Origin of the sequence: Frateuria soli, from assembly GCF_021117385.1 — a bacterium.
Taxonomy (GTDB): domain Bacteria; phylum Pseudomonadota; class Gammaproteobacteria; order Xanthomonadales; family Rhodanobacteraceae; genus Frateuria_A; species Frateuria_A soli.
Genome location: NZ_CP088252.1, coordinates 1376469 through 1393253 on the forward strand (window position 1 = coordinate 1376469; position 16785 = coordinate 1393253).

The 16785-nt window shown below is 69.4% G+C and carries 14 protein-coding genes and 1 tRNA gene; 6 read left to right on the top strand and 9 right to left on the bottom strand.

Features of this window, described 5'->3' with window-relative positions; genetic code table 11:
• Positions 1-115 precede the first annotated feature (115 nt).
• The gene (locus tag LQ771_RS06375) at positions 116-940 is read right to left on the bottom strand and encodes a DUF72 domain-containing protein (RefSeq protein ID WP_231351514.1); all 825 of its coding nucleotides are present in this window, start codon (positions 938-940) and stop codon (positions 116-118) included.
• Between the two features lie 354 nt (positions 941-1294).
• On the opposite strand from LQ771_RS06375, the gene LQ771_RS06380 reads away from it, so the two are divergent.
• Together LQ771_RS06380 and LQ771_RS06385 are read left to right on the top strand one after the other, a co-directional pair.
• Positions 1295-2977 (top strand): serine hydrolase, encoded by a 1683-nt coding sequence (locus LQ771_RS06380; protein WP_231351515.1) that lies wholly within the window; start codon positions 1295-1297, stop codon positions 2975-2977.
• 51 nt (positions 2978-3028) lie between these two features.
• Positions 3029-4663: an alpha/beta hydrolase gene (locus tag LQ771_RS06385; RefSeq protein WP_231351516.1), complete on the top strand. Its 1635-nt coding sequence runs from the start codon at positions 3029-3031 to the stop codon at positions 4661-4663.
• Between the two features lie 341 nt (positions 4664-5004).
• On the opposite strand, the gene LQ771_RS06390 is transcribed toward LQ771_RS06385, so the two are convergent.
• From LQ771_RS06390 to LQ771_RS06400, 3 genes are all read right to left on the bottom strand, one after another.
• Positions 5005-5421, bottom strand: coding sequence for a VOC family protein (locus LQ771_RS06390; RefSeq protein ID WP_231351517.1), 417 nt, complete (start codon positions 5419-5421; stop codon positions 5005-5007).
• Positions 5422-5493: 72 nt separating this feature from the next.
• Entirely contained in the window at positions 5494-6309 is an 816-nt protein-coding gene (locus tag LQ771_RS06395) for a helix-turn-helix domain-containing protein (protein ID WP_231351518.1), read from the bottom strand.
• A gap of 18 nt (positions 6310-6327) precedes the next feature.
• Entirely contained in the window at positions 6328-8712 is a 2385-nt protein-coding gene (locus LQ771_RS06400) for a DUF3772 domain-containing protein (RefSeq protein ID WP_231351863.1), read from the bottom strand.
• Between the two features lie 256 nt (positions 8713-8968).
• Here LQ771_RS06400 and LQ771_RS06405 point away from each other — a divergent pair, with 256 nt between their 5' ends.
• The 3 genes from LQ771_RS06405 (at position 8969) to LQ771_RS06415 (ending at position 11361) form a co-directional block, all read left to right on the top strand.
• Positions 8969-9163, top strand: coding sequence for a hypothetical protein (locus tag LQ771_RS06405; protein ID WP_231351519.1), 195 nt, complete (start codon positions 8969-8971; stop codon positions 9161-9163).
• A 166-nt stretch (positions 9164-9329) separates the two neighbouring features.
• On the top strand, positions 9330-10559 hold the full coding sequence (locus LQ771_RS06410; protein ID WP_231351520.1) for an MFS transporter: 1230 nt from the start codon (positions 9330-9332) through the stop codon (positions 10557-10559).
• A gap of 46 nt (positions 10560-10605) precedes the next feature.
• Positions 10606-11361 carry a Bax inhibitor-1/YccA family protein gene (locus LQ771_RS06415; protein ID WP_231351521.1) on the top strand — a complete coding sequence of 252 codons (756 nt, stop codon included), beginning with the start codon at positions 10606-10608 and terminating at the stop codon, positions 11359-11361.
• A 99-nt stretch (positions 11362-11460) separates the two neighbouring features.
• Here LQ771_RS06415 and murB read toward each other — a convergent pair whose 3' ends face one another.
• The 5 genes from murB to amaB all read right to left on the bottom strand — a co-directional run bounded on the left by murB (position 11461) and on the right by amaB (position 16406).
• The gene (gene murB / locus LQ771_RS06420) at positions 11461-12480 is read right to left on the bottom strand and encodes a UDP-N-acetylmuramate dehydrogenase (RefSeq protein ID WP_231351864.1); all 1020 of its coding nucleotides are present in this window, start codon (positions 12478-12480) and stop codon (positions 11461-11463) included.
• 10 nt (positions 12481-12490) lie between these two features.
• On the bottom strand, positions 12491-13528 hold the full coding sequence (locus LQ771_RS06425) for a quinone-dependent dihydroorotate dehydrogenase (protein ID WP_231351522.1): 1038 nt from the start codon (positions 13526-13528) through the stop codon (positions 12491-12493).
• A gap of 3 nt (positions 13529-13531) precedes the next feature.
• The gene (locus LQ771_RS06430; protein ID WP_231351523.1) at positions 13532-14296 is read right to left on the bottom strand and encodes an SDR family NAD(P)-dependent oxidoreductase; all 765 of its coding nucleotides are present in this window, start codon (positions 14294-14296) and stop codon (positions 13532-13534) included.
• A gap of 1 nt (position 14297) precedes the next feature.
• Positions 14298-14600 (bottom strand): DUF4190 domain-containing protein, encoded by a 303-nt coding sequence (locus tag LQ771_RS06435; RefSeq protein WP_231351524.1) that lies wholly within the window; start codon positions 14598-14600, stop codon positions 14298-14300.
• A 270-nt stretch (positions 14601-14870) separates the two neighbouring features.
• Positions 14871-16406 carry an L-piperidine-6-carboxylate dehydrogenase gene (gene amaB, locus LQ771_RS06440; RefSeq protein ID WP_231351525.1) on the bottom strand — a complete coding sequence of 512 codons (1536 nt, stop codon included), beginning with the start codon at positions 16404-16406 and terminating at the stop codon, positions 14871-14873.
• A gap of 210 nt (positions 16407-16616) precedes the next feature.
• Here amaB and LQ771_RS06445 point away from each other — a divergent pair.
• Positions 16617-16693: transfer RNA gene (locus LQ771_RS06445), tRNA-Arg, on the top strand.
• Positions 16694-16785 lie beyond the last annotated feature (92 nt).

The following is a 16785-nucleotide window of genomic DNA, read 5'->3' on the forward strand; positions in this document are numbered from 1 at the left end:
GGCGAATCTCCTGGGCGGTTGGGGGAATCGTCGTCTTCGCGACGATTCCCAGCCTGCCTCATGTGCCGTGACGCGAGGGGCAAACGACCGTAAACATCCTCTCAGTGCGGCTCCGTCAGGCCGCGTCCACGCGCGCCTGCAGGGCCATCGCCGCCGCCGGGTTGCGCTCCTTCGCACTGCTGATGAAGAAGATGAACACGTCCCGTGCCGACGCGGGCGGTTGCAGTTCGCCGGCATGCGGCAGGCCGTCAGTGTCCTTGCCCTGTGCCCAGGCGCGTGCCTGATCGGCCCAGGCATCCAGTGCCGGGGACGGATAGCCGTCCGGCTCGTCCGGCGCGCTGCGCATCAGACGCGCATAGACGAAATCGCCGGTGAGGTCGGCGAACGAGGGATACTTCGTCGCGTCGGTGAACACCGTGGGCACGCCATGTGAGCGGGCGAGCTCCACATAGCGCTCGCTCGCGAAGCTGCGGTGGCGCACTTCCAGTACATGGCGCAGCGGCCGGCCGTCGAGCTCGCGCGGCAGGGCATCGAGGAAGCCGGCGATGTCGTCTTCGTCGAACGGCCGCGAGGGGCCCAATTGCCAGTTGATCGGCCCCAGCCGGTCGCCCATCTCCGCGATGCCGCCAAACACGAAGGCCTCGATACCCTTGCCGGCGGCGGCGAGTTTCCGGCTCTCCACTACGTAGCGCGGCGCCTTCAGCGCGAACACGAAGCCCGCGGGTGTCTCCGCCGCCCACTTGGCGTAGGTGGCCGGCTTCTGCGCGCCGTAGAACGTGCCGTTGATCTCGATCGCACGCAGGTGGCGGCTGGCGTACTCCAGTTCGCGTCGCTGCACCAGGCCGGCGGGATAGAAATTGTTGCGCCAGGGCGCGAAGGTCCAGCCGCCGATGCCGACGCGGATCGACGCCTGGGGCGATGCGGTGCGGGTGGGTGCCATGGTCACGCTCCTGCGGCGGGCAGCCATCCTGCCATGTCGCCGTGGTCGGTCGCGTGAGCGCGTGATTTGCGGGCAGACCGCAGGATGCGTGATGGCCCACGCCAAGGTGCGCGGGTTCGGTCGGGGGCGGGTTGCCGCAAGGGCGGTCGGGCGAGTCGGCGCGGCGGGCAGCGCCTGCGCAGGGTGCCAGGACCTGGCGCGCCCGGAAGACGTGGATACCGGCCTGGGCAACCGCGGGTCGATCCCGGCGGCCCTGGACAACGTCCTTCTCCCCGTCGGTGGGGCGGACGCGGCAGGCTGGCGCCGTACGGGTTTTGCCGCGATAGTGGGGCGTTCTCAAAGCGGAGCCGTTCGATGACCAAGCCTGTTTTTTCCACCCGCCTGGCGGCCGCCTGTGCCCTGTTGTTCGTCACCACCGGCGCGCTGGCGCAGACGCCCGCGCAGCAGCCGCTGCCGCCGCCGGTCTCCACCGGCGACACCGTGCGCCCGATGCTGCCGCCGCAACTGGCCGATTTCGGGGCCTACGTGGACAGCGCACGCACGACCTTCGACGTGCCCGGCATCGCCGTGGCCATCGTCAAGGACGGGCACGTGGTGATGGAGCAGGGCTTCGGACTGCGAGAACTGGGCAAGGGCGACAAGGTCGATGCGCACACGCTGTTCGCGATCGCCTCCAATACCAAGGCGTTCACCGCCGCCGCACTGCAGCAGCTGGCCGGGCAGGGCAAGCTTTCCATGGACGACCGGGTGATCGAGCACCTGCCATGGTTCCGCATGTCCGACCCCTACGTGACGCACGAGATGCGCATCCGCGACCTGCTGGCGCACCGCAGCGGCCTGTCGCTGGGCGCCGGCGACCTGCTGTACTGGCCACCGACCGACTACACCACCCGGGACGTCGTCGAGCGGCTGGCCAAGGTGCCGATCGAGAACAGCTTCCGCGCCGGCTACGCCTACGACAACATCCTCTTCGCGGTGGCCACGCTGGTGATCGAGCAGGCCTCCGGCCAGAGCTACGCCGACTACGTGCGCGACCACATCTTCAAGCCGGTAGGCATGGACGAGTCGTTGATCGACAAGACCTACCTCAAGCCCGGCATGGACGTGGCCACCGGCCACGCCAAGGCCGACTTCAAGGATCTCAAGCCCGTGCCGCCGATGGCCTGGCTCAACGATCCGGGCGCCGGCGGCATCTATGCGAGCGTGCACGACATGGCCAAGTGGATGAACGTCCAGCTGGCCGGTGGCGCTTTGCCGACGACCGGCGCGGACGGCAAGCCGCAGCGGCTGTTCTCCGAGAAGAGCCAGCATGAGATGTGGTCGATGCTCACGCCGATCCGGATCAGCAAGGCGCAGGTGCCCGAGCTGGCCGCGGTGACTCCCGACTTCTTCGGCTACGGCGAAAGCTGGTTCCTCTCCGACTACCAGGGCAAGAAGCTGGTGTGGCACACCGGCGGCTGGCCGGGCATGGTCTCGCGCGTGACGCTGGTGCCGGAACTCAAGCTCGGCGTGGTGGTGCTGACCAACGCCGAATCCGGCGCCGCCTTCAACGCCATCACCTACCGCGTGCTCGACGCGTATCTCAACCCGGACAGGAAGACCGACTGGATCGCCGCCTACGACAAGGCGGTCAAGAAGGCGCAGGCCAAGGCCGACGACAGCATGGCCAAGCACGAGGCCGCGCGCGACAGGAAAAGCAAACCCTCGCTGCCGCTGGCCGGTTACGCGGGCACCTACCGTGATCCGTGGTACGGCGACGTCGTCGTCAGCCGCGAAGGCGGCAAGCTGCGCATGCGCTTCGGCCACACGCCGCAACTGGTCGGCACCATGACGCCCTGGCAGCACGACACCTTCACCGTGCGCTGGGACGACCGCACGCTCAACGCCGATGCCTTCGTGACCTTCGCGCTGGACGAGGACGGCCACGTACGCGAGGCACGCATGGAACCGATCTCGCCGCTGACCGACTTCAGTTTCGACTTCCAGGACCTGCGCCTGGCGCCGGTGGCGAAGGACGACCAGGAATCGGAAGACTGACTTCCACGGGGCCGGGCGACCGGCCTCTCTGCATCGAAGGGAGCGCTTGCCATGTTGAACCCGATCCGCGGCGCGTTTGCGTTGCTCTTCACCGGCCTGCTGGCCTCCGGCGCCTGTGCGCGCGAGACGGCGCCGCAGGTCACGCACCCGTTCTTCCAGGTCAGCCTGCCGGCCTCGGCAGGCAAACCGGCGGCAGGGCGGTTGCTGGTGTTCGCCACCGAGGCGAAGGCGGCGCGGGCCGCAGCCAGGGACGGCAAGATCACCGAGGTGGACAGCAGCCCGTTCGCACCGGAACAGACCGCGGTCGCGGCGCGCGAAGTCGAGCGCCTGGCGCCCGGTGGCAGCGTGCTGCTGGACGCCGACGACCAGGCGTTCCCGTCCGCTTTCTCGAAACTGCCCCCGGGCGATTACCTCGTGCAGGCCGTGCTGGACACCCAGCACGACTACAACTACCACGGGCGCAACGGGGGCGACCTGGTGAGCAAGGTGGCCGAAGTGCACCTGCCGGGCACAGGGGTGCCCACGCTGGCGCTCACCGAAACCCTGCCGACGCCGGCGCTGTGGGACCTTCCCACGCGCTACATGAGCGAAACGACGAAGAACCATCTCGCGCAGGCACGCGAGCAGGTTCAGCAGATCGATTTCGTCAGCCCCGCGCTGAGCGCGTTCTGGGGGAGGTCCATCCACATGCGCGGCTGGGTCGTGCTGCCGCCGGGCTACGACCGGTCTGGCCGGGCCGCGTATCCGACGGTCTACCAGACCCACGGCTTCGGCGGTGACCTGCATACCCAGGCCGGCACCGCGGCCATGCTGTTCGGCGCGATGGCCGAGAAACAGCTGCCGCCGATGATCTGGGTGGTACTGGACGAATCCAGCGCGACCGGCACCCACGAGTTCGCCGACTCGGTGAACAATGGTCCTTGGGGGCAGGCGCTCACCACCGAGCTGATCCCTTCGCTGGAAGGCAGGTACCGCATGGATGCGCGTCCCTCCGGGCGCTTCCTTACCGGCCATTCCTCCGGCGGCTGGGCCACGCTTTGGCTGCAGACGCGCTATCCAGAAGTGTTCGGCGGCACGTGGTCGACGTCGCCGGACCCGAGCGATTTCCACGACTTCACCGGCGTGGACCTGTACGCGCCGCACGCCAACGTGTACCACCGCGCCGACGGTACCGCGTATCCGCTGGTGCGCGACAAGGGCAAGGTGCTGGCCACCTACCGGACCTTTGCCCGGCTGGAGCGCGTGCTGGGGCCCTATGGCGGGCAGATGGCCTCGTTCGAATGGGTGTTCTCGCCGCGCGCCGCGGACGGGCGCCCCGTGCCGATGTTCGATCGCGATACCGGCGCGGTCGATCCGGCGGTGGTCGCCTACTGGAGCGAGCACTACGACATCGCCAGGCGCCTGAAGGCGCACTGGCCCGAGCTCAAGCCCGACCTGGACGGCAAGATCCACCTGGTCGTCGGCACCGCGGACACGTTCTACCTCGACGGTGCCGCGCACAAGCTCAAGGCGGTGCTGGATGGCCTGGGTGCGAAGTCGAGTTTCCGGTTCCTGCCCGGCCGCACGCACATGGACCTTTACGCGCAGGGCAAGGACCGGCAGGGCCTGCTCAAGCAGATGGCGTGGGAGATGTATGCCGTGGCGCGGCCGCAATCGGAACTCAAGCGCGTTGCAGTAAACCCATAGCGCGCGCGTTCTCTCTCCCCGGCCGGCCAGACCGACCATTGCTCCAGGATCTGTGGCGGTAGCCGCGCCCTCTCCCCACCGGGAGAGGGCTGGGGTGATGGGGACAAGGCTTGCCTCGAGAGCCGGACAGGCCACTGCAGAAGCGCACCAGTGTGCGACTGCCATCTTCCGGTTGCGCACAGGGTGCGCTCCTGTGACTCGCTTACGATGAGCGTTCCCGGCGAGCCCGAGCCCCTCACCCCAACCCTCTCCCCGGAGGGCAGAGGGAGCTGGTCAAGCGAAGTCGAAGGTCGCACCACCTTCTCCCCGGATGACGCTGGAGCTGCTGTGGCGTCGGTTTTCTATCCTCCCCACGGATCATAGCTGCCGAACCACCACAAATGGCCTTCCGGATCGCGACAGCCGTATCCGGCCCCGCCGTAATCCTTCTCCGCGTACTCGTCCACGATCTCGGCGCCGGCCGCCTTGGCGCGCTCGTAGTGCGCGCGACAATCGGCAACCGTCACGCATGCGCATTGCGTCTCCCGGCCGCCCAGGGCATCGGGCTGAGCCAGCAGCCGGCCGAAGCCGTCCTCGCGCACGCTTCCGAGCATCAGCATGCCGCCGCCGTAGACCAGTTGGGCGTGTGCCACGCCGCCCTGGTCGTCTTCGTACACCGCGTGTTTCTGGAAACCGAACGCATCGCACAGCCAATCGATCATCTTGATGGCATCGCGATAGCGCAGGCAGGGGATGATGGTGCTGGATCCTCGATTCATCAGGGTCCTCCGGTTCGGGAGCCGCCAATCTAGGACGATGGACGGAGGCGGTTCTTGTAGATTTCCGTACCCTCAATCGAGCGCCACGTGGTTGGGGTAGGGCCCGCGCCGGGTCATGAAGGCGCCGGGCGTGACGCCGGCGAAGCGGCGGAACTCATGGGCCAGGTGGGCCTGGTCGCAGTAGCCGCCATCGGCGGCCACGCCCGCCCAGTCGACGCGGTCGAGTGCGTGCACCTGGGCCACCACGGCGCGAAAGCGCAGCAGCCGCGCGTACTGCTTGGGACCGTAGCCGACCTGTCGGCGGAACATGCGCGCCAGCCGCCGCTCGGAGACCCCGTTCTCGCGCAGCAGGTGGCCGATGCGTACCGCCTGCGGCGTCCGTTCCAGCCAGGCGAGGGCATGGGCGACGCAGGAGTCCACTCCCGGCGCGCGCATGCGCTGCTGCAGCCACCGTTCCAGCAACGCCAGCCGCGCCTGCGCCGTCGGCGTCTCCAGCAGGCGCTGGCGCAGGGCGCGGGCGTGGCTGCCGAACAGGTCGGCCAGATCGACGTCGCTGCCGGCCATCGCGCTCATGTCCTCGCCGGTCAGCGCGCCGGCGCCGCCGGGCCGGAATACCGCGCCCATCACGCGGATCTGCTCGGCGGTGTCGATGATCTGGCTGCATAGCTGCGGGCCGCCGAGCACGCTGCCCGCGGATGCGAGGCAGCGGCGCTCGGCGTCGTCCGTGTAGACGCGCGTCTGGTCTTCGTACAGATTGATGATGAGCTGCGCGCCTGGCTGCGGCAGGACGCGCTCGTAGAAATGTGCGGCGGGCGGCATGTCCCAGTCCCAAAGCTTCTCGACCACGGCATCCAGCGGCGGGGCGGGCAGGCGCTGATGGAATGCCATGATCGCCGTCGCCGTCGCTCAGCCCGTCTCGCCCGAATCGGGCAGGCGATGGATGCGCATGTCCTGCGGGCGGATCAGCGGTACGCCCTCGCGGCGCAGCTGCTCCAGGATCGCCAGCAGCAGGTCGCTGCGCACGCCGCCGACGTCGCGTGGGCTGGGGACGTAGCCGGTGGCCACGAAGTGGATGCCCAGCGTGTCCACGTGCTCCAGTTGCACGTTGGGCGCGGGCGTGTCGAGCATGGTCGGGTGCCCGAGGAAGGCGTCCAGAATGATCTGGCGCACGCGCCTGGCGTTCGTGTCCAGCGGCATCGGCAGCTTGATCTGCACGCGGCCCTGCGCGTTGGCCAGGGTCACGTTGCGGACGTTCTGGGTGATCAGCTGCGAGTTGGGCACGATCACCGTGGAGCGGTCCCACATCTGGATTTCGGTGGCGCGCACGTTGATCCGGCGGATGTCGCCTTCGACGTCGGCCAGGCTCACCCAGTCGCCCACCTTCACCGGCCGTTCGGCGAGCAGGATCAGGCCCGAGATGAAGTTCTGCACGATCGCCTGCAGGCCGAAGCCGATGCCTACCGAGAGCGCGCTGGCGATCCAGGCGATGCTCTGCAGGCTCACGTTCAGCGCGGCCAGCGCCAACGCGAATACCAGCACCCCGCCGACGTAGCCGAGCAACGTCACCACCGAGTTCTGCATGCCCGGCTCGAGCGTGGTCTTGGGCAGCAGTTGCTCGCCCAGCCAGCGCTTGAGCACGCGCACGGCAACCAGTCCGAGCACGAACACCGCCACCGCTTCGAACACCGTGCCGGGATCGATCGTGAGCTGCCCCAGCGTGAGATTGCCGAAGCGCTGGCCCATCCGCGCGGCGAGCTCCTGCGGATCGGTGCCGAAGGGTGCCAGCAGCGCGCCGACGGCCAGCAACAGGATCACCACGCGGCTGATGCCGGACAGCACGGTGGCGGCCTGCTCCAGCACGGACCGCGACAGCCCGAAGGCCGTCTGCAGCCGCCGCCCGCTGCGGCCGTCCGGAGCGAGCAGCGTGGCGATCAGGTCGTGCACCAGGTGCAGCAGCAGATAGAGCGTGCCGACCAGTACGCCGATCCACAGCATCTGCGTGGCCAGGAAGAACGCCAGCGCGATGTAGCCCACTGCCACGGCGGTCCAGCTCAGCACCACGCCCAGCGCGGCCGCGCCGGCCAGCAGCCCGACCCACAACGGTCGCTGCGCCGGCGCGGTGCCGGAGGCGAGCAGGGCGCGTCGGGCCTGGCCCAGCCGCAGCAGCGCGGCGCCGACCAGGCCGCTGACCACCAGCGCGATCACGCCGCGCGTGGCCACGGTGGCCGGGAGGCTGGCGCCGATCGTGCTGTTGATCCGCTCGACCACGCTCAGCAGCAGCGTCGCGGCCGCCAGCAGACCGGGGAACGGACGCAGCCGGCGCGCGGCGGCGTCGGACAGGGTCGGCAGGCGCCAGGACGGGTGCCTGACCGCGAGCAGTGCCCCTCCCAGCCCCGCGACGAAGGCCGCGAAGCTCACGCGCCGCACCAGCGAGAGGGCCAGTTCGTCCAGCGTCGGGTCGAGCGTGTCGTTCCAGTCCAGCCCCATCCGCACGAGCTGCGCCGCCAGTCCGAATACCAGCACCGTGCCCAGGGCGATGCCGAAGGCCGTCGCGCTGCGGCGCAGGTGGCCGTCAGGCACCATGCGCGCGGCGAGGAAGCGCAGGAGGCGTTCCAGCATCAGGCCTCCGGCGACGACCAGCAGCAGGGCCGCGCCCAGGCAGAGCAGGAGCGGCTGGCGGTTGGGTGGCTGCCAGGCGTCGTGCCAGGCGTCGGCCATGTGTGCCCTGAGTCGTCTCAGGCGCGCCAGGTCGTCCGGCAGGGAGCGCGCCGGCTCGGCCCAGAATGCGCCGCCCAGCGGCGTCGGCGTGCGCGAGGCGAGCTGGGCCTGGAACTGGTCGCGGCGCCGGCCCGACACCTGCGCAGCCAGCTGCATGCCTTCCTCGCCCAGCAACTGGGCCTGCTTGATCTGCGCGTCCAGGGCCGCCTTGGCCTTGTCCAGCTGCCGGCGCTGCGCGGCCACCTCGGCCGCTTCGGCGGGCGCGCCCTGGGCCGGTGCGGCGCCGAGTACGGCCAGCCGCGCGTCCAGGCTGCCCATCTGCGGCGCCAGCGTGGCGGCAAGCTGTTCGGCCTTGCCCTGTACCGACAGCGCGGTGGTGCGCAGATCGGCCAGCGTCCGGTCGTCCGGCTTGTCCTTGAGTGCGGACTTGATCGTATCGAGCTGGTCGCGCAGGTCGTCGAGCACCTTCGCAGGGGGTGCCGGGGGTGCGGTGCCGGCAGGCGAGTCCTGCGCATGGAGCGCGGGAACGGCGGCCATCAGCACGCACAGCAGGAGGCGTCGCAGGAGATGCATCACGCCATCATCCGGTCGGCCCTGCAGGTGGTCAATCGGGGGTCCCTGTCCCTCCGATCACGCCGGCGCGCTTCTAACGAGGCCTTGCCCGCCGTTTCACGGTCCGGTGAGCAGCATGGGACGTCAGCCAGCGGGGGAATCGCATGTCCGGAAAGAGTGTTTCGAGGCGCGTCGGCGCGCCGGCGCGGAACGCGCGTGGTGCCTCAAATACTGCGCGCCGGAGTGCGAAGGGACATGTCCGTCGCCGGGTGACGGCATGACCCGGGGTGTGCTGCCCGCGATGCGTGCATCGGTGCGCCGGCGTGGCGGCGCGCGCCCGCCCACCGTGAGGCCGTCGCGCAAAGGCAAGTCCAGGCGCGGCCATGGCCTGGGCACCCGTCTGGCGGCAACCATCCGCGTGGCGCGCCTGCGGGCCAGCCGCGTCGCCGAGGAGTTCGGGCGGCGGCGGTAGCTTCCGACCCTTCGCAGGCGTGCTCCGATGGAGCAGCGCGACGGTGGTCTTTTTTCCGACGGGCGGCTGCCCGAAAATCGACCGTGCCCCGTATACGAACGCCCGCTCCAGGCTCTAGAGTGCGCGCCGCGGCCCGCAGTGCCGTGCCCGCTCCGGACCCCCACCCATGCAAACCCGCGCCGAACCCGTCGTCGCCGCCTTGCCCGCGGAGCCGCGCACGGCTTTTGCCGTGCTGGGCGCCATCAGCTTCTCGCACCTGCTCAACGACATGATCCAGTCGTTGATCGTGGCGATCTACCCGATCCTGAAGAGCGGCTTCGCGCTGAGCTTCGGCCAGATCGGACTGATCACGCTGACCTACCAGCTCACCGCCTCGCTGCTGCAGCCCCTTGTCGGCGTGGCGACCGACCGGCGGCCGATGCCTTACTCGCTGCCCATGGGCATGGGGTTCACCCTGTGCGGCCTGTTGCTGCTGGCCACGGCCCCGAATTTCGCCGTGCTGCTGGTGGCCGCCGCGCTGGTGGGCACGGGCTCGTCCGTGTTCCACCCCGAATCCTCGCGGGTGGCGCGGATGGCTTCGGGCGGCCGGCACGGGCTTGCGCAGTCGCTGTTCCAGGTCGGCGGCAACACCGGCACCTCGCTGGGGCCGCTGCTGGCGGCGTGGATCATCGTGCCGCACGGGCGCGGCAGCGTGGCCTGGTTCTCGCTGGCGGCGCTGCTGGCGATCGCGGTGCTGCTGAAGGTGAGCGCCTGGTACCGCACCCACCATGCCACCCGCAATGGCGTGCGCCGGCACCATGCGCGGTCAACGCCTTCGCGCAACCGCGTGGTGCTGTCGCTGCTGATCCTTGGCCTGCTGATCTTCTCCAAGTACTTCTACCTGGCCAGCCTGTCCAGCTACTACACCTTCTACCTGATCCACCGCTTCGGTGTGTCCGTGCAGAGCGCGCAGACGCATCTGTTCGTGTTCCTGTTCGCGGTGGCGGCCGGCTCGCTGATCGGCGGCCCGGTCGGCGACCGGATCGGGCGCAAGTCGGTGATCTGGATCTCGATCCTTGGCGTGGCCCCGTTCTCGCTGCTGCTGCCGCATGCCAGCCTGTTCTGGACCGGCGTGCTGAGCGTGGTGATCGGCCTGGTGCTGTCCTCGGCCTTCTCGGCCATCCTGGTCTACGCGCAGGAGCTCCTGCCCGGGCGCGTGGGCATGGTGTCGGGCCTGTTCTTCGGCTTCGCCTTCGGCATGGGTGGCATCGGCGCCGCGGTACTTGGCCAGCTCGCCGACGCGCACGGCATCGAGTACGTCTACCGGCTGTGCGCGTTCCTGCCGCTGATGGGGCTGATCACGGTGTTCCTGCCGGAACTGGACCGGCCGCGCCCGCGAAACCTTGCCGCGCGCTAGGATGGCGGTCGGCGCACACCGCGCGAACACACGAAAGGGGGAATCCATGCGCTCCAGCAATCCGGTACTGCGCGAGAACACCTTCCAGGGCCTGTTTGCCGAAGGCGACCGCATGACGATGGCAGGCACGGTCGCCAAGACCGGGCTGCTGCTCCTGCTGGCGGTGGTCACCGGCGGCTGGACCTGGCACCGCTTCGACGTGCTGGCCGCGACCGGCGACGTGGCGGGAGCCATCGCGGCCGTTTCGCCGTTCATGTGGGGCGGCCTGATCGTCGGTCTCGTGCTGGCGCTCGCCAGCACCTTCCTGCGCCAGTGGGCGGGCATTACCGCGCCGCTGTACGCGATTGCCGAGGGTTTCGCGCTCGGCGGCATCTCCGCCTTCATGGAGCTGCGTTACCCGGGCATCGTGCTGCAGGCGGTGATGCTGACCGCGGGCGTGCTGGCGGTGATGCTGGGGCTCTACCGCACGCGGGTGATCAAGGTCACCGACCGGTTCCGCACGGGCGTGGTCGCCGCCACGGGCGCGATCGTGCTGCTCTACCTGGTGGACATCGGGCTGCGCGCGTTCACCAGCATCCAGATGCCCTTCATCCACGAGTCCGGCCTGCTGGGCATCGGCTTCAGCCTGCTGGTGGTCGGCCTGGCGGCGCTCAACCTGACGCTGGACTTCGACCTGATCGAGCGCGGCACGCAGGCCGGCGCGCCGAAGTACATGGAGTGGTATGGCGCATTTGCGCTGATGGTGACGCTGGTGTGGCTGTACATGGAAATCCTGCGGCTGCTGTCGAAGGCGCGCCGCTGAGCGAAAGCCCGTGTAGGAGCCCACTAGTGGGCGATGCTCTTTCGCTTGGTGGACGCAGAGCATCGCCCACTAGTGGGCTCCTACAAGTGGCTGTGGCGCTCAGACGACCACGGGCTCCGGCTCCAGCCGCACGCCGAACCTGGACTCGACTCCCGCGATCACTTTTTGCGCCAGCGCCCACAGTTCGGCGCCGCTGGCGTGGCCGTGGTTGACCAGCACCAGGGCGTGGCGGTTGGAGATGCCGGCGTCGCCGTCGCGGCAGCCCTTGAAACCCGCCGCTTCGATCAGCCAGGCCGCCGAGAGTTTCCAGCGGTCGTCGCTGCCGGGCCAGGCCACCAGCTCGGGATGCTCGCGCTTGAGCGCTTCGCCCAGCGCCGCCCCGACGACCGGGTTCTTGAAGAAGCTGCCGGCGTTGCCGATCACCGCGGGATCGGGCAGCTTGCGGGTACGCAGGTGCACCACCGCTTCGGCGACGTGGAAGGGTGCGGGTTTGTCCACGCCCATGCGCGCCAGTTCCTCGCGGATGCCGGCGTAGTCCAGGCGCAGCGCGTGCGTGCGGGGCAGGGTGAAGCGCACGGCGGTGACGATGTAGCGGCCCGGCTCGCGCTTGAACAGCGAGTAGCGATAGGCGAAGGCGCAGGCGGCGTTGTCCAGCGAGACGACGCGGCGCTCCTTCAGGTCCCAGGCCTCCACGCTCTCGATGAACTCGGCGACCTCGGTGCCGTAGGCGCCGATGTTCTGGATCGGCGCGGCGCCGACCGTGCCCGGGATCAGGATCAGGTTCTCCAGGCCGGCGAATCCCTGGCCGAGCGTCCACCGCACGAAGTCGTCCCAGCGCTCGCCGGCGGCCACCGCGATGCGCGCGACCTCGCCATCCTGCTCGACCTGCACGCCGCGGGTGGCCATCGCCACCACCGTGCCGTCGAAGTCGCCGGTCAGCAGCAGGTTGCTGCCTTCGCCCAGTACCAGCAGCGGACCGCTGCGCACGGCAGGGAAGTCGAGCAGCTCCGGCAGCCGGGCCGCATCGCGCACTTCGGCCAGCAACCGCGCGCGCGCCGCCACGCGCAGCGTATTGCGCGCGACCAGCGGGGCATTCTCGATCAGCGTGTAGCCGCCCATGTCGACGCGCTCAGCCAGCATGGGCCGCTCCACGCTGGCGGCGGATCTCGTCGACGCACTCGGCGACCAGGCGCGGTCCGCGGTAGATCAGGCCCGAATACACCTGCACCAGGTTCGCGCCGGCATCCAGCTTCTCGACCGCATCGCTGCCCTCGAGGATGCCGCCCACGCCGACGATCGGTACCTCCGGCCCGAGGCGCGCGCGCATGCCGCGCAGCACTTCGGTGGAGCGGGCGAACAGCGGCTTGCCGGACAGGCCGCCGGCTTCCTGCGCATGCGGATCGCCCGCCACCGCACCGTGGTCGATCGTGGTGTTGGTGCAGATCACGCCGTCGATGCCGGCGGCGCGCAGCACCTCGGCGATGCCATCGAGTTCGGCCTCGGTCAGGTCCGGCGCGATCTTCAGCAGCATCGGCTTGCGCGCGCCGGCCTGGCTGCCCAGCCGCTCCTGCGCCTCGCGCAGGGTTTCGATGAAGCGGCGCAGCGTGGCCTCTTCCTGCAGGTCGCGCAGGCCCTGGGTGTTGGGCGAGGAGATGTTGACCGTGACGTAGCTGGCGTGGCGGTACACGCGCTCCAGACAGAACAGGTAGTCGTCGACCGCGCGCTCGTTGGGCGTGTCCTTGTTCTTGCCGATGTTGATGCCCAGCACGCCGCGGTAGCTGGCCGCCTCGACGTTGCGCACCAGCGCGTCGACCCCGTCGTTGTTGAAGCCCAGCCGGTTGATGATCGCTTCGTGGTCGCGCAGCCGGAACATGCGCGGCTTCGGATTGCCCGGCTGCGGGCGCGGCGTCACCGTGCCGACCTCGACGAAGCCGAAGCCGAGCGCGCCCAGTTCGTCGATGTGCGCGGCGTTCTTGTCCAGTCCCGCCGCCAGCCCCACCGGGTTGGGGAAGCGGATACCGAACGCGGTGACCGGCAGGTCCTGCGGCGGCGTGGCCACGAAGCGGTCCAGGTTGCTGCGGTGGGCCACGCCCAGCGCGTACAAGGTCAGCCGGTGCGCGGTCTCGGCGTCGAGTGCGAACAGCAGTGGGCGGATATGGTCGTACATGGCTTATCCGTTGAGGCCCTGGCCGCCGTCCACGCACAGCGTCTGGCCGGTGATCCAGGCGGCATAGGGCGAGGCGAGGAACAGGGCGGCGTGGGCGATTTCTTCCGGCGCGCCGAGGCGGCCGAACGGGATCTTCGCGAGCGTGGCCTGGTAGAGCGCCGGTTCGTCGCGACGGCGGCGGTCCCACAGTCCGCCGGGGAACTCGATCGAGCCGGGAGCGATGGCGTTGACGCGGATACGCATGCCGGCCAGCGCCAGCGCCTGCGAGGTGGTGTACTGGCTCAGCGCCGCCTTGACCGCGGCATACGGCGCACCGTGCCGGCGCGGATGGAACGCGGCGATGGAGCTGGTGTGCAGGATCGAGGCGTGCGGCGAGGATTCGAGTTGGGGCAGGGCGGCGCGCGATGCGCGCACCGCGGCCATCAGGTCGACCTCGAAGCCGCGGGACCAGCCTTCGTCGTCGTCGCTGAAGCCGTAGCCGCTGGCGTTGTTGACCAGCACGTCGATGCCGCCCAGCGTTTCGGCCGCACCCGCGATGTAGCCGGTGATGGCCTGCGGGTCGGCAAGGTCGCAGCTGGCTGCGTGCGTGGGATGGCCGAAGGCCGCCAGTTCCCGCCGCGTCGCCTCCAGCGCCTCCGCCCCGCGGGCGCAAATCGAAACCGACGCCCCGGCTTGGGCAAAGGCCAGCGCGATGCCGCGGCCGATCCCCTTGCTGCCGCCGGCGACCAGTACGCGGTAGCCGGTGAAATCGAAGGCGCCGCCGGTCATGTCAGTGGAAGAACGAGGAGCCGATGCCGATCGACAGGCCCAGCACGATCGCGGCGATGGCGAACAGCACCACGATCAGGCCAAAGGCCAGTTGCACGTAGCCGAGCACCAGGCCCACGACGGCCAGTCCGTCACCCTCGATCGCGCCTTGCGAGCGGCGGATTTCGCCGCGCGCCAGGTGGCCGCAGACCACCGCCACGATGGCGCCGACCAGCGGCAGCACGCACCAGGAGGCGATCCCCGAGACCAGGCTGACCACGGCCAGGGCGCTGGTGGTGCGGTGGACGGGAGGCGTTGCGTTCATGGCGTGGGTCCTCGCGAGGGTGTGCTGCCGGATAAGGGACGAACTACCTGGAGGTCATGCCCGACAAAGCGGCATCCCCGTGCGGGATTCTGGCACCAGGCGCCCGTGGAGGACGACTGTCCAGCTACTCGCCCGCGGCGCCTCCGGCATGCCGTACGGCGCTTCGTGTCGGGCACGCCATGAACGGGTGGCCGGGGGCGACGCGCCACCCGCGGGAGCGAAAGGCCTTCCCGGCCCTCTCCCCCGGCCGTGCCGGGGAGAGGGCGTCTGTCACACGGTGAACTTGATGCCCTGCGCCAGCGGCAGCGCGTCGGAGTAGTTGATCGTGTTGGTCTGGCGGCGCATGTAGACCTTCCATGCGTCGGAGCCCGACTCGCGACCGCCGCCGGTTTCCTTCTCGCCGCCGAACGCGCCACCGATCTCGGCGCCGGAGGTGCCGATGTTGACGTTGGCGATGCCGCAGTCCGAGCCGGCCGCCGAAAGGAACTGCTCGGCCGCGCGCAGGTTGTTGGTGAAGATCGACGAGGACAGCCCCTGCGGCACGTCGTTCTGCATGTCGATGGCTTCGTCCAGCGTCTTGAACGGCATCACGTAGAGGATCGGCGCGAAGGTTTCGGTCTGCACGACCTCGTCCGAATTCTTCACCCCGGTGATGATGGTCGGCAGCACGAAGTTGCCCTTGCGGTCGGCCAGCGCAGCGCCGCCGGTGCGCACGGTGCCGCCGGCGGCCTTGGCCTTCTCGATGGCCGCCAGGTAGCCCTTCACCGCCTCCGGGCTGTTGAGCGGGCCCATCAGCGTGGTGGCCAGGGTCGGGTCGCCGATCTTGCCCTCGACCTGCTTGTACGCGCCGACCAGGGTGTCAAGCACGTTGTCGAAGATCGACTCGTGCACGAACAGGCGGCGGGTGGTGGTGCAGCGCTGGCCGGCAGTGCCGACGGCGCCGAACACGATGCCCGGGATGGCGAGCTTCAGGTCCGCGGTTTCGTCCAGGATGATGGCGTTGTTGCCGCCCAGCTCCAGCAGCGAGCGGCCCATGCGATGGGCGACGCGCTCGCCGACCATGCGGCCGACCTTGGTCGAACCGGTGAAGCTGATCAGCGGGATGCGCTTGTCGTCCACGAACGCCTGCGAGAGCTCGGTGCCGGCGTCGTTGAACAGGAAGAAGATGTCCGGGAAGCCGGCGTCCTTGAGCGCCTCGTTGCAGATCTTCATGGTGGCGATCGCCGAGAGCGGGGTCCTGGGCGAGGGCTTCCAGATGGAGATGTCGCCGCAGGCGGCGGCAAGCATGGCGTTCCAGGCCCACACCGCGACCGGGAAGTTGAACGCGCTGATGATGCCGACCAGGCCCAGCGGCTGGTACTGCTCGTACATGCGGTGGCCCGGGCGCTCCGAGTGCATGGTGTAGCCATGCAGCATGCGGCTCTGGCCGACGGCGAAATCGGCGATGTCGATCATTTCCTGCACTTCGCCGTCGCCCTCGGGCTTGATCTTGCCCATCTCGAGCGCCACCAGGCTTCCAAGCGCGTCCTTGTGCTTGCGCAGCGCCTCGCCGCACAGGCGCACGGCCTCGCCACGACGGGGTGCCGGCGTGGTGCGCCAGACCTTGAAGGCTTCCTGCGCACGCTTGACGATGGTCTCGTAATCGGCTGCGCTGGAGGCATGCACCGAGGCGATCACCTCGCCGGTGGCCGGGTTCTGCGGCTGGAGCGTGCCGGCATCGGTCGTCTTCGACCACTCGCCGTTGCCGAGATAGGTACCGGACTGCGACTGGCCCAGGCCGAGCGCCTTGAGAATATCGTGGGACATGCGTGACTCCTTGTGGTCGGGCGCCTTGCGGCACCGGACTATTGCGAAACGGCCATTCTAGCAGGGTGGGTCCGGAGGCTCCCTTGCGGCTCCCCGGCAGGAGCGCACCTGTGCGCGACCCGGATGCATGGCGGTCGCGCACAGGTGCGCTCCTCAATGCTTGCCCGGACAATCGCGCCGGCGGCGCATCCATGCCAAAATCCACGCCTCGCCCCCGTAGCTCAGCTGGATAGAGCGTCCCCCTCCTAAGGGGAAGGTCGTACGTTCGAATCGTATCGGGGGCGCCATTCGAGGTCGGCATTGCCGGCCTTTTTCTTGCGTCAACGACGCCTGGGCCGAAGCAGTGCTATACCCGTGGCCTTGGCGGTACCTTGCCGCG

What these genes read in the sequence shown, in the direction of transcription:
- LQ771_RS06375 (WP_231351514.1), bottom strand. Translation starts at nt 940, where the DNA reads ATGGCACCCACCCGCACCGCATCGCCCCAGGCGTCGATCCGCGTCGGC.
- LQ771_RS06380 (WP_231351515.1), top strand. Translation starts at nt 1,295, where the DNA reads ATGACCAAGCCTGTTTTTTCCACCCGCCTGGCGGCCGCCTGTGCCCTG.
- LQ771_RS06385 (WP_231351516.1), top strand. Translation starts at nt 3,029, where the DNA reads ATGTTGAACCCGATCCGCGGCGCGTTTGCGTTGCTCTTCACCGGCCTG.
- LQ771_RS06390 (WP_231351517.1), bottom strand. Translation starts at nt 5,421, where the DNA reads ATGAATCGAGGATCCAGCACCATCATCCCCTGCCTGCGCTATCGCGAT.
- LQ771_RS06395 (WP_231351518.1), bottom strand. Translation starts at nt 6,309, where the DNA reads ATGGCATTCCATCAGCGCCTGCCCGCCCCGCCGCTGGATGCCGTGGTC.
- LQ771_RS06400 (WP_231351863.1), bottom strand. Translation starts at nt 8,712, where the DNA reads ATGCATCTCCTGCGACGCCTCCTGCTGTGCGTGCTGATGGCCGCCGTT.
- LQ771_RS06405 (WP_231351519.1), top strand. Translation starts at nt 8,969, where the DNA reads ATGACCCGGGGTGTGCTGCCCGCGATGCGTGCATCGGTGCGCCGGCGT.
- LQ771_RS06410 (WP_231351520.1), top strand. Translation starts at nt 9,330, where the DNA reads ATGCAAACCCGCGCCGAACCCGTCGTCGCCGCCTTGCCCGCGGAGCCG.
- LQ771_RS06415 (WP_231351521.1), top strand. Translation starts at nt 10,606, where the DNA reads ATGCGCTCCAGCAATCCGGTACTGCGCGAGAACACCTTCCAGGGCCTG.
- murB (WP_231351864.1), bottom strand. Translation starts at nt 12,480, where the DNA reads ATGGGCGGCTACACGCTGATCGAGAATGCCCCGCTGGTCGCGCGCAAT.
- LQ771_RS06425 (WP_231351522.1), bottom strand. Translation starts at nt 13,528, where the DNA reads ATGTACGACCATATCCGCCCACTGCTGTTCGCACTCGACGCCGAGACC.
- LQ771_RS06430 (WP_231351523.1), bottom strand. Translation starts at nt 14,296, where the DNA reads ATGACCGGCGGCGCCTTCGATTTCACCGGCTACCGCGTACTGGTCGCC.
- LQ771_RS06435 (WP_231351524.1), bottom strand. Translation starts at nt 14,600, where the DNA reads ATGAACGCAACGCCTCCCGTCCACCGCACCACCAGCGCCCTGGCCGTG.
- amaB (WP_231351525.1), bottom strand. Translation starts at nt 16,406, where the DNA reads ATGTCCCACGATATTCTCAAGGCGCTCGGCCTGGGCCAGTCGCAGTCC.